We start from the raw sequence: 15,095 nt of genomic DNA on the forward strand, positions 1-15,095 counted from the left end.
GCATGGAGTTTCAGAAGAAGCTCGCAGGCGCGGAAACGCCGATTCCCGGCGTCGTGGTCTACGACCTTCCGGTGTACGGGGACAACCGCGGCTGGTTCAAGGAAAACTGGCAGCGGGAGAAGATGATCGCCGCCGGACTGCCCGACTTCGGGCCCGTGCAGAACAACATCTCCTTCAACGACAAGGCCGGCACCACCAGGGGGATCCACGCGGAGCCGTGGGACAAGTTCGTGTCGGTGGCCACCGGCCGGATCTTCGGCGCCTGGGTTGACCTGCGTGAAGGCCCGTCCTTCGGCGCGGTCTTCACCACGGAGCTCGATGCCAGCAAGGCCATCTTCATTCCCCGCGGCGTGGCCAACTCCTACCAGACGCTGGAGGACAACACCTCCTACGTCTACCTCGTCAACGATCACTGGTCACCCGACGCCGAATACACGTTCCTGAACCTGGCCGACGAGACCGCGAACATTCCGTGGCCAATCCCCCTCTCGGAAGCCGAGGTTTCCGAAAAGGACCTCGGCCACCCGCGGCTGGCCGACGTCAGGCCCATGGGCCCGCGCAAGACGCTAGTCCTCGGGGCGGACGGACAGCTGGGCCGTTCGCTGCGCAAAGCGTACGACGGCGACACTTCCGTTGAGTTCGCAGGCCGCCAGGACTTCGACCTCTTGGACCCTGCCTCGTACACTGCCCGCCACTGGGGCAGCTACAGCACCATCATCAACGCCGCGGCCTACACTGCGGTGGATGCCGCTGAAACCGGGCCGGGACGGGAGGCCGCATGGGCCATCAACGCCACCGCAGTCAGCCGGCTCGCGCGGGTAGCAGCCGAACATTCCCTGACGCTGGTGCACGTCTCCAGCGACTATGTCTTCGACGGCGAACGTCCTGAACACACCGAAGACGAACCGTTCACTCCCCTGGGCGTGTACGGCCAGAGCAAGGCGGCCGGCGACGCCATCGCCGGCACAGTCCCCCGGCACTACATCGTCCGGACCAGCTGGGTCATCGGTGACGGCAACAATTTCGTCCGCACCATGGCGGACCTGGCCGGCCGCGGCGTCCAGCCCTCCGTCGTCGACGACCAAATCGGACGGCTGACGTTTGCCGAGGACATCGCCGAGGGCATCAAGCACCTGCTCGCGACGAAGGCACCGTTCGGCACGTATAACCTGAGCAACGACGGCACGCCCCAGTCCTGGGCCGAGATCGCAGCGGACGTTTTTGAACTCAGCGGCGCCGAACGATCGGTTGTTTCCGGCGTCACCACGGCCGAGTACTTCAAGGACAAGGCCGCAGCCCCGCGCCCGCTCAACAGCGTCCTGGACCTGGCGAAAATCAAGGCCACCGGCTTCACGCCCCGGAACTCCAAAACGGCCCTGGCCGAGTACCTGAGCACCAGCCAGGCAACGGTTTAGCGCCGCGCGCGGGACACCGGCGCTACGACAGACAAAAGCCGGGTGCCGTCCAAAAGGACGGCACCCGGCTTCCATCTTTTAATGGCTAAGGGACGCTGTGGTCGGTCAACGGCTCGACCGCCAACGCCGGCCCGGCTCCCCCTGCTTCTGCCTGGGCTCGGCGGCGGCGCCCCGCGATCAGGTCCACGGCCGCCCACACGATAATGCCACCCACGCCAACGGACCACAACGCCACACCTGCCGTCCAGCCCGGCGGAGTAAAAGCGACAGACACGGTGCGCCCCGCGGCGTCCTCAGGCACGTCAACGGTCAGCAGGAACCCGTCAACGGGAGAACCGATGCGTGCGCCCCGGGCTTCGTAGCCCGGCCACGGCAGGCGGCCCAGCGCGGCGCGGCCACCGCCGGAAGGAACCTGATCCACGCGAAGTGTCACCTCGGTAGCCGTACGGCCTGTCTCTGTGACGGTGGTGCCGGCCGACGTCCAGACGAGCCCGCCGGAGGAATCCGTCGGAACCTCACGGCTCCAAAGCGCCATGTCGCCGTCGTCACTGATTTGCCGCCAGCCGGCGGGCACCGACCTGATGGGCAGGGCATCCTGCCTTCCAACATAGTTGTTGTTGGCAGCGGGCCGCTGGTTACCTTCGAAGGACTTTTTCAGGATCTGGATGTTGTCGATCCCAAGCTCGTCCACCAGCATCATGCCGGTGTCGGCCCGCCGCTCGAACAGCCTGCCCAACAGCTCCGGACACGTGCCGCCGAGGTAGCGCAGGCACAGTGCATTGTTGTATTGCGTGTGGCCGATCAGCTGGTACCGGTTGAGGACAGAAGCGGGGCTGAGGTACCAGGTGTTGGCCATGAGCGTCCTGGACCAGGTCGACTCGTCCTGCGGGTAGTCGAGGGGGTCTCCAACGACCAGAACCTCTCCCCGGACATCTGCCAGGACGCCTTTGGGAACGGCGGTGGCCGCCGGCACGTGCGAATTGGACAGCGGGCTTCCGCCGGTTGTCCGGTGCTGCAGGAAGGTTGTCCCGAAGGTCACGCCTAGGCAGACAATGGCCACGGAGGAAGCGAGGGGCAACTTGCCCAGCGGGAGGGGATTGCCCCGCATCCGCCACCACACAGCGCAGATCGCCGTTACCGCGAGCAGGCCCGCCACGAAGACTGTCATGTAACGGTCCGGGTATTGCGCCCAGGCACCGTAGACACCGAACGCGATCGCGCCCGTGGCCCCCAGCAGGGACAGCTTGGAAGGATGGCTGGCCAGCGCATGGGAGAGCAGCACAACGCACAGAAGCACACAGACCAGCGCAAGGTAGGGCATGAAGCGGGCCGGGTAGCGAAGGGGGCCCACGGTCGAGGGCAGCAGCACAAACATCAGGGACAGGGCTGCGAAGAACAGAATGTCCCTGATCTCTGGGGCATACCCCCGGATCCTGCGCCAGCTCAGGAAAGCGACCAGTGGCAGGAACCAGGCAATGTAGAGGGCCGGTGCGGGAGCGGAGAAGCCGCCCCACCACCACGAGGGCATCATGGGGAAGGCTGTGGCGATGGTCGAGCTCAACAGACCGCTCAGGTCCACGCCCATGAAGTCGTCATTGGCGATAGCCGTAGTGCTGCGCGTTGTTACTGCGGCTGTCAGGACGCCGGGCAGGTAGACCACCACGGCGACCATCACCAGCGCGACTCCGATCGCCGCGGTGCGCCAGGCGGTCGCCCAGCGGCGCTTCAGGAGGGCGTCCACGCCCACGGCCAGCAGGACGAAACCCACCGCCACGGTGCCGGCCACATATCCGATGGTGACCACGAGGTATCCGGCCAGGAAGGCCCAGAACGGACTCCGCCGGCCTTCCGCGGCCAGCTTCAGCAGCATCCAGAAGTAAGGGAGGAGTGCCCACGCCAGTTGCCCGGTGACCCAGGATGGCGCGTCAAAGAACGTGGTGAAGCCGTTCAATGGGGAAGCAACCCCTGCCACCAGGGCCAGCGCCGGCGGGACCTTGAATGACCGGCTCAGCAGGTAGCAGCCCACACCGCCCACCACCAGGAATGCAATTTTCAGGCTGGTCGTGACGATAACGGCATCAGGTGCGAGGTAAACAATGACGCCAATGGCCATGATGAGGGGGTTCCACGTTCCCCACTGCCCTTCGGCAGCATAGTTGCCGCTCGACCATACCTGGGGGTTCAGGATCGGGACAGTCCCGGAAAGCAACGACTCGCCCAAGTGATACCAGACGCCGTAGGCGCCGTTTTCGGTGTCATCCCAAAAATAGAACCGCGGGGTCCAGATCAGTGGAATCAAGCTGAGGAGCAGGACGCTAACCGCGGTTAATAGGACCCAAAGTAGCGGACGCGCCGGTGCATCTTCACTGTCTTGCATTAACTCCCTGTCTGTAGGTTCCGGCAGGCCCCGCCCTGACCAAAGGTGCGGCATCAGGATCCGGCCAAGCCAACGTCCTCAGTCGGCCACTTTCCAGAGGGTGATGGTGGCCGGCTGGCCGCCGTTGCTGTAGGTGGCCTCCGAAATTTTCGCGCCGGTGACCTGCCCCTGCCAGCCGGTGGGGCAACCTGTGTCAGTCAGCACGTAGCGGATGTCCACTTTTTCCGCGGCAAGCTGGGCGAACGAGCCCTTTGAGCGCTGCACCAGGATCTCGCGGATGTCCTTTTCATTCTTGGGCCAGGCCAGGCCGAGATTGTAGAACGCGGTGGGCAGACCGGTCAGGGCCTTCACGCGGAACGGGCTGATGCAAGGATCGAACATCACCAGTTCGGAGGCCTGGCCCTTGCCGTCGACCGTTACCCGCATGTCCGAGCCGGGTTCGGTCAGCGGCAACGCTGCTGACTTTATCGCAAGTGCCTGCGGGTCGCTGAAGCTCGCCGTGCCGTAGTCGTGGACGTACTCGGAAAACTTCGAGTAGTCGGCGAGGCTGACGGCAAGGGCAACAACCACCGCCACGGATGCACTCGCCACAATGATCGCCGGCCTGCGGCCGAAGCCGGCGCCTGTAGATGCCGGTGCCGCGGACCCGGCGGGTGATTCGGCCACAGCGGGCTGCGGTTCGCGGCCCGCCCGCCAGAGACGCCAGCTCCGCACGGCAACCTGGCAGAACACCGGGACGGCCGCGGCAGTGACCATGGTGAAGCTGTCGATCCAGAAGCGATATGGCTCCTGGTTCGCACCCCAAAGATCGTTGCTGGCAACCAAGGTCCAGGCAAAGGCGGAGCCCACGGCAAACGCCAGCCAGGCTTTGTTCTTTTGAACGATGCCCGCCCAGAAGATCAACCCGAGCATGAGCAAGGGAACCAGGGCACCGAGGACGCCGGTCCACAGCGGCACGCCCAGCGCGTTGGACGACAGTTCCCGGTAGGTCAGGAAGTCATCCTTGTCAGCCAGGCCAAGCAGGGTGCCGAGGATCGTGGGGGAAGCCGCAAGGGCCAGTGACACGCAGGCGGCGATGACGGGAGCCTTGTACTTCAACAGGACCAGGACGAAGCCAGGTCCGGCGGCAAGGAGGCCCGCCATGAGCGTCACCAGCGGGCCGGCGGTTTCAGCCACCGTAGTGCCGCCGAGAAGCACCGCGGCAAGCAGTCCAAGGCTCAGGGCGGTGTGCCACTTGCGTCCGTAGTTCAACAGCCCGTAGGCGCCCGTGGCGTAGACGAGAAGGTAAACGGCCGTCAGGAAGGAATACGTCTGGACATTGGCCAACGCCCCCACCGCGGCAGCCGCAACAATCACGACGGCGGTACGAACCTTCGCGCCGGCCGGCGCCCGGCCGTCCAGCAGGGGGAACGTCACACCGATGAGGAGGCAGATGGCAGTGACGGCAATGGACAGCGCCGCAGATTCCCCGTTGAGGGTGAACAGCACACCGAAGGCACCCCACAGAACACCGTGATTGTCCAGCGAGTGGTGCCAGTTGCCCGTGGCCGCCACGGCGAACGTGCCGATGATGCTGGGGACAAAACCGAGGACGCCCAAAACCGGAAGGCCGGTCAGGCGGATCAGCAGCCAGCTGATCGCTGCCACCATTACGAACTGAAACGCCAGGCCCGCAACCTGCCAGGTGGCAATGATGTCAGTGTCGAAAAGGCGCGACAGCAGCCCGAGAAATACGTAATACAGGCGCGGATAGTGGTTCGTGCCGGTTTCGGTAAAAGGTTCAACGGCGGCCATGTTGCCGTTTTTAACGTTGACTGCGATCGCTAGGTACGAGTACTGGTCGTAGGGGAAATACTGGCGGAAGTTCTGCCAACTGAACCCCGTGCTCGTAGTCAGCGGACGGACCTGGAGTACCCAGTACATCAGTCCGGACAATGCAATGGCGGCGGCTGAGACCAGGTGCTGCCAGTTTTTCCGAGACTTCTTGGCAGCTATTTGCTGTGACATTCCCCTGGATACCCCGATATTTTCCGTCGAATTGCTGCGCAGCGTCCCGATGGCTGCTCGGTTACAAGTAAAGATTCTAAGGCCTGCGGCAGCAGCGGCAGGCCTCCGGTCCCGCGCCCGCGTCACACTGCATTGTCGCCAAACCGGTAGACTCTGTGCACATGACCAATGCAGTGACAGGCTCTTCGGCCAGCACCCATCGTATTTCCGTCGTCGTTCCTGTTTACCAAGGCGAAAAGACGCTGCCGGAGGTCGTTGCCGAACTTATGGGACTGGCGGAACCGCAAATTTCGCCCGCCGGCCACCGTTTTGTCATTGCAGAAGTTCTTCTCGTATTCGACCATGGCCCGGACCGCTCCGCCCAGGTCATCCGTGACCTCGCCGCCCGCTACGACATCGTCCGCGGAGTGTGGCTGAGCCGGAACTTCGGACAGCACCCGGCAACTCTTGCGGGCATGGCTTCCGCCGGCGGCGACTGGGTTGTCACCATGGACGAGGACGGCCAGCACGATCCCGCCGCCATCGGCGACATGCTGGACACCGCCATGGCAAGGCAGTCCACGCTCGTATACGCCCTGCCCAGCAACAAACCCCCTCACGGCTTCCTTCGCAACGCGGCCTCAAAAAGTGCGAAGAAGGTCGTGGCGGCGCTGCTTTCCAGCAATGACGCCCCCAACTATCAAAGCTTCCGGCTTGTGACCGGCGAAGTCGCCCGTTCCGTAGCCGCCTACGCAGGCAACGCCGTCTATCTCGACGTCGCGCTCGGCTGGATCGCTTCAAATGTCGCCACATGCCCCGTCGCCTTGCGTGAAGAAGGCGACCGGGCCTCCGGCTACCGGCTCCGGACCCTGCTGTCCCACTTCTGGCGGATGGTGATCTCCAGCGGCACGCGCGGGCTTCGGCTCGTGAGCCTGATCGGGGCATTGTTCGCGTTCCTCGGTGTCTGCCTGGCCATCTACCTTCTCATCGCGTACCTCACGGGACATGGTGCCGGGCAGCAGGGCTGGACGTCCACCATGATTGTGATCCTCATCAGCACGGGCGCCATTCTGTTTTCCCTTGGCGTCATTGCCGAATACGTTGGGGTCAACGTCAACATGGCCATGGGCAAGCCCGCCTACCTGATCGTGAGCGACCCCGCAGTGGGTCCGTTGGGGAAAGCCAGCACGGTGGAAGCCCCCGCCGGCCAGGGAACAGCCGCAGCATCCGGGGGAAACACGCCCAATGCCTGATCCGGTATGGGTCGTCGGCGCAGGCGGACTGCTTGGGCGGGGCCTCGTCTCCGCGCTCAAGGCAAGGGGTCACGAAGTACTGACCACCTCGATTCCCTGGCAGGATCCTGCTGCCGCCAAAGCTGCCCTGGCGGCAGGGGCCGAGCAACTGAAGACCGTCTCGGCCGGCAAACCCTGGGTTGTGGCCTGGTGCGCCGGCGCAGGAGTCACGGGGACATCCCAGGCCGAGCTTGATTCCGAACTCGACGTCTTCAAGGCCGCCCTTGATTCGATGGCCGAAATCCTGTGCGCACCGGGCTCGGCACCCGGCCGGTTCTTCCTCGCTTCGTCGGCGGGCGGCGTCTACGCCGGCGCACCCAACCCTCCGTATTCGGAAGACAGCACGCCACAGCCTCTTGCTCCTTACGGATTTGCGAAGCTCGCCGCGGAACGCGCCGTCACCGGGTTTGCGGCGGCATCAGGCACCCGGGTGGTGATCGGCCGGGTTGCCAACCTCTACGGTCCCGGGCAGAACCTCGCCAAACCGCAGGGGCTCATCTCGGTGTTCGCGAAAGCCCACCTGACCGGACAGCCGGTGTCCGTTTACGTTTCCCTGGACACCCTCCGGGACTACATCTTCATCGACGACGCCGCCGCTCTAATAGCCGATTGCCTTGACCGTCTTTGCGGATCCGACGTGGTCTCCGGCCAGACCGTGACCAAGATCATCGCCACCCAGCGGGCAGACACGATCGGCGCGCTGATTGGCGCCTGCCGGACGGTCTTCAAGCGGCGCCCCCGAATCGTGCTCGGCGCCTCGCCCTACGCCAAGGCCCAGGCGCACGACCTTCGGCTGAGGTCCGTGGTCTGGACGGAACTCGACAACCGCCAGTTCACCCCCCTTCCTGTCGGAATCGACGCAACAGTCCGGGACATGCAGACCCTGAGAAGCGCCTCAGGCTCCCTGTAGCGCAGCGAAACCGGCGGGCGCGGACGCTGCGAAAATGGGAGGACCGCCCCATTCGGTACCCTAGATGGAGCGTTAGCAACAGAAAGAGACCGTGCCGAGTTGAATATTCATGAACGACCCGCAGCGGCCAGGATCGGAAATCCTGGTTTGTTGTGGGCCCTGGCCACGCCGGTGGCCACCGTCCTGGCTGCGCTGGTGCCGGTCATTTTCAACCACCGGTTCTACTTCTATGACGACACCCAGATCGGCGCATACCCGATCTGGCGCGAAATCGGAGAAATGCTCCGCTCAGGCCAGTGGCCCCTGTTCAGCGCCGAGGGCTGGCAGGCCGGAAACTACGCCGCCGAGGGTCAATGGGGCATTTTCAGCCCGGTGACACTGGGGATCGGCCTGGCCTCCACCTATTTCAGTAACGCCCTGATTTTCTCCACCCTGGCCAAAGTGGCACTCCTGGCCACGGCCAGCATCGGCATTTACCTGGTCAGCCGCAGCCTTGGCGCCCGCCGGCCCTGGGCCTTCGTCGCCGGGGTTGCCTCCACCCTTGCCGGATTCACCGTGTATCTTGATTCCCCCTCCTGGGTCACCGGGCTGATGGTGTGGGCCTTCCTGCCGTTTGTCTGGTGGTCGCTCCGGCGGATGTGCTACCAGCAGAAGTCACCTCTTCCCGTCCTCATCTCGGGCTATCTCCTGGTTACTGTCGGCTACGTTCACGGAACCATCATGATGGTCCTTCTGTTCGTCGCCGTCCTGGTCGAATTACTGGTGCGCCGGGACTGGAAGTCCCTTGTGAAGACCGTTTCTTCCGGCGCCCTGCTGGGCCTGGTGGCCTTGGCGGTCTACCTTCCCGGAGTCCTGACCCTGCGGACCACCGCCCGCACCCAGGTCGTCGCCAACACCAACTTCCTGACAGTCGACCTCACGGGCCTGGCCGGTTCGGCACTTCCGAGCAACCTGCCGCAGGTTGCTTCCTGGTGGTGGGGTCCGTTCGCGCCCGCACCCCTGACCTACATAGCGTGGTTCCTGCCGCTCTTTGCGCTGGTCAACTTCCGGCAGCTGCGGCGCCTCGTCCCGGGCATTGCCAGCATTCCCGTGTTCCTGATCCTGTCGCTGATGCTGACACTCGCCCCCAGCGACCTTGGACCGCTCCGCACGCCCGTGCGGCTCATGCCGTACGTCTGCCTCGCAGTCATCGTGCTGCTGTGCGTGGCCCTCTCGCTGGCAAGGGTCACCCCGATCTCCCGGACACGCTGGCTCAGCACCGCTGCTGTCTTCGCTGCGAGCGTTTACCTGGGATGGACGGGGAAGCCTGAACTGTGGACCGTCAGCGCCCGCATGGTTCTGATCATGGCTGTCGGATTCGCCCTGACAGCGGTGGCACTTCGAAGGATCCGCACCAAGGCCAAGGCCGACGGCGTTGTCGCCGCCGTGCTCGTGGCTACCTCCCTGATGCTGGCATTCCCGCAGCACCATTACTTTCCCAACCCGCCGGTTCAGGACTTCCAGCTTCCCGCTGACACGTCGAAATACTCCACCCAGCTTTCGGGTTCCAAGGGCCAGGCCGTCGTGGTCGGCACTCCGTCCGCCCTGGACAGTTCCATTTGGGCGGAGTCGCTCGTGGGCAATATGTGGTACCTCAACCCAGGTTCCGTGCACAACCTGTACAGCCCCATCCAGAATGCCGCCTACTCCAAGGATTTGTGCATCGGGTCCCGCGGCGAGACCTGCAAGGAACTCAGCACAAAGCTCTTCGAAATCGACCCGACGTCCGGGAAGCCGATCGCTGACCTCCTGCGCGTGGACACAGTCCAGATTGTGCGCGACGCGGGTGACCCTGCCGGCGCCGAACTCGACAAGGCCGTTCCGCCGTCGGGCTGGTCAGTTGCGTCCCGCACCGCGAATACGGTCATGTGGACCCGGGACGTGCCCCTTGGCTCCGTGGGCGCCCCCGTCTACGCGTCAGAGGGAACGGACATCGAGCCGGTATCCAACTCCAGCACGGAGGTTAGGTTCAAAGTGAACGAGGTCCCCGCCTCGGGCGGGAAGGTGACGCTGGGACGCATCGCCTGGCCCGGCTACACGGCTGACGGCGCCACCATCGCCGATCCGCTGCGAGGTTACCTGCTGACGGTGGAGGTGGGTCCGGAGATGGCGGGCAAGACGGTGACGGTCTCGTTCCAACCGCCCGGCTGGACGCTCGAAATTGCTTCCCTTGCAGCTGCGCTGCTGCTGGGCGCGGCCTGGTCGCTGGTCCATGCACTTCGCGGCCGCCGGCGCCCCGCCGGCTCCGGCTCTGGCGCCGCTCCTGCGGCGTCCGCCCCCTCCCCCGCTTCGGCACTCCGCTCCGGCGAAGCAGAGCGGGAATACGCCCTGAGAAAAGAGGACAAATAGTGGCTTCCCATCCGCCGACAGCGGACGAGCCGGTACGCGGGATTCATTCCGGCCCGCCCGGCCCTTTGATGAAGGTTGTGAAGGATCAGCGTGTGGCGTTCCTCCTCGTTGGCGGTGCCAACACGGCCTTCAGCACCGGCCTCTTCATTGTTTTGGCCCTGGCGTTCCCCCAGGCACCGTCGTTCATCCTGCTTTCGACTTCGTGGACGGTCTCGCTCATCGCTGTCTTCTTCGTGTATCGGAAGCTCGTGTTCCGCGTCAAAGGGCATGTCTGGCTGGACCTGGGCCGGTTCGCGCTTGTCAACCTCACGTCCTTGCTGGTGAACATCAGCCTGCTTTCGCTGTTTGCCGACCTGCTGCAGTTCCCGAGGATCCCCACCCAGCTGGCCATCACCTTCCTGTCCGTGGTCATCAGCTACTTCGGTCACCGCCACTTTTCATTCCGGCGCAAGCATTCACCGGAGCACCCCAAGACGGCTTCAATCAACGGCACAAAAGAGGAAGAGACCGCATGACCCCGAAAGTCTCCATAGTCATCCCTGCATACAACAACGTGCAGTACATCGGTGAAACGCTTGATTCAGTCCTGAACCAGAGCTATGACGACTACGAGGTGGTGATCGCCGACCACTCTTCAGTCGACGGAACCAAGGACGTCATCGACAGCTACAGCGGCCACCCGAAGCTCCGCATCCTCAGCCCGACGCCGGTCGGCGGCGGCGCGCAGGCCAACTGGAACAGGGTCAGCTCCGAAGCCAGGGGAACCTACGTCAAGCTGGTCTGCGGCGACGACATCATTGCCCCGACGGCACTTGCCGAGCAGGTGACAGCTTTCGAAGCGCATCCGACGGCGGTCCTGGTCGCCAGCCAGCGTGATCTGGTGGATTCCAGCGGTGGTGTTTTCATCAAGAGCCGGGGCCTCCAGGGCATTTCCGGACTGGTCAGCGGCGCCAAGGCCGTCCGCGCCACCGTTGTGGCGGGGTCCAACATTTTCGGGGAACCGGCGTGCGTCATGTTCAGGCGGGACCTGCTGGAGAAGGAAGGCGGCTGGGACAACACCCACCCGTACCTTATCGACGAGGCAACCTACGCCCGGATCTGCTTCCACGGTGACGTCGTGGCGATCCGCCGCAGCCTTGCCAAGTTCCGCATCAGCGCCAGCCAGTGGAGCGTCCGCCTGGCCAAGCAGCAGTCAGACCAGGCCATCGCGTTCCACAATGAAGTGGCCCGGACGCACCCGGGCGTTCTCAGCCAGATCGACCTGATGGTCGGAAACCTCAAGGCTGTGGCCATGTCCTATGCCCGCCGGCTCGCCTATATGCGCCTGCGCAAGCGCATGGGCCACGAGCACGCGGTGGAAAGTACCGTCTAAGACGACTCCCGGTCGGCCGCGCCGTTATTGTGGCCGTGGCCGACCGCGGGATCATCCACCGCCCGTTCAGGGATGTGCTGCGTCGACATGACACGCATCTTGCGGCGGGCGGGTTCTTCAAAGAAGCGCCAGAGGCAGTAACCCAGCACCGACACCACCGCCGGCATCAGGATGAAGCCGATCTTTGCGCCCACGGTTCCGGCCCCGAGGGCTGCGGGAAAGGTCATCTGCAGCTTCCAGAAAATCTCGATCAGCGGCATGTGCACCAGGTAGATGCTGTACGAAGCCATTCCGCCGACCACCAGTGCCTTGGTGCCAAGGAGCTTTGCCACATGGCGGTCGGCCATTCCCAGTGCCCCTACGATCACGACGAGCACCGGGATCAGAAGCCCGATGTAGCGGGGCCGCTCGGCGAGGTCCATCCAGTAGCAGCCGGCGATAATCAGGACGGTCGCGAGGACAATGATGTGGCTTGCCCTCAGCCGGTTCCGCGCGGTATCCGGGACCCTGCGGACAATGTAGAACATGAGGGCGCCGGCCATGAACGCACACAGGATCCGGAGCAGCCACATCCAGGCTCCGTAGAGCCCCAGCACGTACGAAAAGAAGACCACGGGGAAGAGCAGGACCCCGACCATGATCACCAGCGAGCGGGTGCTCAGTGACCTGTTAAGGCGGAAGACGAGAAGGACCATCACCGGAAACAGGAGGTAGGCGAACGCCTCGGCTGAAACCGACCACGCGGCGCCGTTCCAGGTCAGCCGGTCAAAGCCCGGCTCCGTCCACTGCACCACGAGCGTGATCTGGCGCAGGAAGCTGCTGACGCTGTAGTCGCGGACATCCACGGGGTCATCACTTTGCCGGGCCAGCAGGAGCCCGTGCCACACAGCGGCGAACACCAGCATGAACGCATATGCAGGCCACACCCGGGCCAGGCGCGCCCACCAGAACTTGACGGTGGCGTTGCGGTCCAGCCGCAATCCCATCCGCTCACCGTAATTCAGGGCCAGAACGTAGCCGCTCAGGGCGAAGAAGAGATCGACGCCGAGTTCACCGTGTGCCAGCACCGGCCCGATGACGTCTCCCAGCCAGGGAAACTCAGAAGCAATGTTGCCGCGGACATGGAACAGCACCACCCACATGGCTGCGACAATACGCACGCCGGTCAGGGCGTGGACCTGCTGCACTGCGCGGGCAGCCGTCCGGGGCGGCGTCTGTAGCATCACATTTTCTGGCATGCAGTTCCTCTGCGTCGTCAGGCGGGATTCCCTTGGCACTTTTTCGGGCGTGCTTCCCGAAGGCACTCTTTCTAGACTACCGGATAACGGCGGACGGCCGGCGACGTCGAGGCCCCGGGCGACCGGAGAAAAGGCCCCGCCGTGATACTTTCGAGGGATGGGAAACAACCTCTATCTCATTGCCTCCGGCGGAAATCCCAACTACGGCGATGAGCTGATCGTGGCGTCATGGCTGCGGTTTCTGGCAAGCGTCAGGCCTGACGCATCCGTATGGCTGGACTGCCCTCAGCCCGGTACGGCAAGCGCCCTGTTCGCCGGGATCCACCCCGGCTTCCACGCCACAAACACGCTGTGGCGCACCTGCGCTGAGGCACCGGACCAGTCGGCCCAGGGGGTTTGGGACCATGTGGGCCACATCGTGGCCCATGGAGGCACGCCCATGTACGACGTCGGCCTCCTGGCCCTGGGCAAAGCGGACTCGATCCACCTGCTCGGCGGCGGCTACGTCAACGGTGTCTGGCCGGACCATGTGGGACTTGTCGCGGGCATGTCGGCCGCCGAAAAGCTGAGCGGCTCCCGACTGGTCGCCTCCGGACTCGGCCTGATGCCGCTGCCGGAGAACGCCGAACAACTGCGCAAGGCCTTCTCCGACTTTTCGGCGGTCAGCGTCCGCGACGACGCCAGCGCGGATTTCCTGGAGCTCGACGCGGGCCTGGATGACGTCTTCCTCGGCCTCCCCCGCGAGCTCGGCCGCGGCAGGAACTCGCAGGTCGTGCAGTCCCGCGCGAAGGACGTGATGCTGTGCATCCAAAGCGACATGACCGATGAACCCACGTTTGCCCGGCTCAGGGACAAGTTGCGGGCTGTGGTTGAAAGGTCACTCGCCAATGGTCTGAGTGTCGGTTACGTTGAGGCGATCCCCGGCTCCGACCGGCGCATGTTCGATGCGCTGGAAGGGCTGATCCCCGAAGAGAACTTCGTCCCCTTCACCCACGTCTGGAATGACGGCCTGCCCGTCCGCCGCGGTCAGCACTGGTACACGTCCCGGTTCCACCCGCACATGGTCGCCGCGGCAGCCGGGGCCAAGGGCGTAGCCATTGGAATCCTTGATGACTACTACGACATCAAGCACCGTTCGCTCCTAAACCTCGGCAGCGGCTGGGCCTACGCCTCCACCAAGGATGACGCCGCACTTCCGGAGCCGTCCGGTTCGCCGGACTTCGAGGACACTGCCCTGCGGCTTGCGAGCCTGAAGCGCACCGAAGCCCTGTCCCTCTACCCCGTCTCGTAGGGCCGGCCTTCCACGAAAAAAGTGGGGGCCAAAATAGAACTTCATGCCTGCTCACTCCTGCCGTTGACCGGCACCAAGGCGGCAAGTCAATCGTTTCCAGGGTGGACGCGCTCTTCCTCATGGTTACCTCAGTTGCTGCTTCCATGGCCACTACGGTGGCGTCCGTGGCCGGGATCGCCGGATGTTTCACCGGGCTGGTAACACTGGGGCTCCCCATCGCCACCAAGAGCCTGACCACGGCGGGCTCGGGCTGGAAGCTACCGGTCACTACACGGCGTTGCAGGCCACCATCCCGGTTCTTCCGCCCTGGGAAGCGGCGATGCTGTCCTGGGCCGCCAGCCTGAACCAGATCGGCATCCTGGCCGTACTGGCCCTGGTGTTCCTGCTGGGTTACCGGTTGAGGAGTTCGATCCTGTTCACTGCGGGTTCAGTTTCGATCATCGGATCCTGCGGGGCTGTCCTGGCCGTCGCTGCGATCTTTGGGCAGGTACTGGACCAGGTCGCCCGTGGCCGCCTGGCTGAAGCGATAGGGGCCAACAAGCGGAGCGCGGAGGAAGGCGTCACCTTCGTTGGCGACTTCAATTTCGCGGCGCTGATGGCCGGGCCAAGGCCATTCGGTTCTCCACTTTGACGGCGATCTGCGACGTCCTGGACTGCCGGGTCGGGGACCTGCTCGTTACCACCCGCTCCAAGACATGAGTCAAACCACGCCACAGCTGCCTCGCACTGTGCCACAGACAACGAACTATGTGGATGCATAAAACTGCTCCCCGGGAGTCGGAACTGATTTTCTCAGTCCTACTTCCGGGGAGCAGTTCATCGAGCG

At 64.2% G+C, this 15,095-nt stretch carries 11 protein-coding genes and 1 pseudogene; 9 read left to right on the forward strand and 3 right to left on the reverse strand.

Features of this window, described 5'->3' with window-relative positions; genetic code table 11:
• Window positions 1-2 precede the first annotated feature (2 nt).
• Window positions 3-1,415: a bifunctional dTDP-4-dehydrorhamnose 3,5-epimerase family protein/NAD(P)-dependent oxidoreductase gene (locus J7I92_RS16230; protein ID WP_214842174.1), complete on the forward strand. Its 1,413-nt coding sequence runs from the start codon at window positions 3-5 to the stop codon at window positions 1,413-1,415.
• An 85-nt stretch (window positions 1,416-1,500) separates the two neighbouring features.
• Here J7I92_RS16230 and J7I92_RS16235 read toward each other — a convergent pair whose 3' ends face one another.
• Together J7I92_RS16235 and J7I92_RS16240 are read right to left on the reverse strand one after the other, a co-directional pair.
• Window positions 1,501-3,714 (reverse strand): hypothetical protein, encoded by a 2,214-nt coding sequence (locus J7I92_RS16235; protein WP_214842176.1) that lies wholly within the window; start codon window positions 3,712-3,714, stop codon window positions 1,501-1,503.
• A 156-nt stretch (window positions 3,715-3,870) separates the two neighbouring features.
• Entirely contained in the window at window positions 3,871-5,799 is a 1,929-nt protein-coding gene (locus J7I92_RS16240; RefSeq protein WP_214842178.1) for a hypothetical protein, read from the reverse strand.
• 161 nt (window positions 5,800-5,960) lie between these two features.
• Here J7I92_RS16240 and J7I92_RS16245 point away from each other — a divergent pair, with 161 nt between their 5' ends.
• From J7I92_RS16245 to J7I92_RS16265, 5 genes are all read left to right on the forward strand, one after another.
• Window positions 5,961-7,031: a glycosyltransferase family 2 protein gene (locus J7I92_RS16245; protein WP_214842180.1), complete on the forward strand. Its 1,071-nt coding sequence runs from the start codon at window positions 5,961-5,963 to the stop codon at window positions 7,029-7,031.
• Window positions 7,024-7,980, forward strand: coding sequence for an NAD-dependent epimerase/dehydratase family protein (locus J7I92_RS16250; protein ID WP_214842182.1), 957 nt, complete (start codon window positions 7,024-7,026; stop codon window positions 7,978-7,980). The genes J7I92_RS16245 and J7I92_RS16250 overlap by 8 nt, the downstream gene beginning before the upstream one ends.
• A 150-nt stretch (window positions 7,981-8,130) precedes the next feature.
• Window positions 8,131-10,368 carry a YfhO family protein gene (locus J7I92_RS16255; RefSeq protein WP_214842184.1) on the forward strand — a complete coding sequence of 746 codons (2,238 nt, stop codon included), beginning with the start codon at window positions 8,131-8,133 and terminating at the stop codon, window positions 10,366-10,368.
• Between the two features lie 92 nt (window positions 10,369-10,460).
• Window positions 10,461-10,883 carry a GtrA family protein gene (locus J7I92_RS16260; protein ID WP_214842186.1) on the forward strand — a complete coding sequence of 141 codons (423 nt, stop codon included), beginning with the start codon at window positions 10,461-10,463 and terminating at the stop codon, window positions 10,881-10,883.
• Window positions 10,880-11,740: a glycosyltransferase family A protein gene (locus tag J7I92_RS16265; protein ID WP_214842188.1), complete on the forward strand. Its 861-nt coding sequence runs from the start codon at window positions 10,880-10,882 to the stop codon at window positions 11,738-11,740. The genes J7I92_RS16260 and J7I92_RS16265 overlap by 4 nt, the downstream gene beginning before the upstream one ends.
• Here J7I92_RS16265 and J7I92_RS16270 read toward each other — a convergent pair.
• Complete coding sequence (locus tag J7I92_RS16270; RefSeq protein WP_214842190.1) at window positions 11,737-12,978, reverse strand: acyltransferase; 1,242 nt, start codon at window positions 12,976-12,978, stop codon at window positions 11,737-11,739. The genes J7I92_RS16265 and J7I92_RS16270 overlap by 4 nt on opposite strands.
• A 157-nt stretch (window positions 12,979-13,135) precedes the next feature.
• On the opposite strand from J7I92_RS16270, the gene J7I92_RS16275 reads away from it, so the two are divergent.
• From J7I92_RS16275 to J7I92_RS16285, 3 genes and pseudogenes are all read left to right on the forward strand, one after another.
• On the forward strand, window positions 13,136-14,269 hold the full coding sequence (locus tag J7I92_RS16275) for a polysaccharide pyruvyl transferase family protein (protein ID WP_214842192.1): 1,134 nt from the start codon (window positions 13,136-13,138) through the stop codon (window positions 14,267-14,269).
• A 277-nt stretch (window positions 14,270-14,546) separates the two neighbouring features.
• Window positions 14,547-14,900, forward strand: coding sequence for a hypothetical protein (locus J7I92_RS16280; RefSeq protein WP_214842194.1), 354 nt, complete (start codon window positions 14,547-14,549; stop codon window positions 14,898-14,900).
• Window positions 14,870-14,968 (forward strand): annotated as a pseudogene (locus J7I92_RS16285) (helix-turn-helix domain-containing protein); the annotation flags it as partial. The gene J7I92_RS16280 and the pseudogene J7I92_RS16285, both read left to right, overlap by 31 nt.
• Window positions 14,969-15,095 lie beyond the last annotated feature (127 nt).

The sequence above is a fragment of the Arthrobacter sp. ISL-72 genome, assembly GCF_018613755.1.
Lineage (GTDB): Bacteria > Actinomycetota > Actinomycetes > Actinomycetales > Micrococcaceae > Arthrobacter.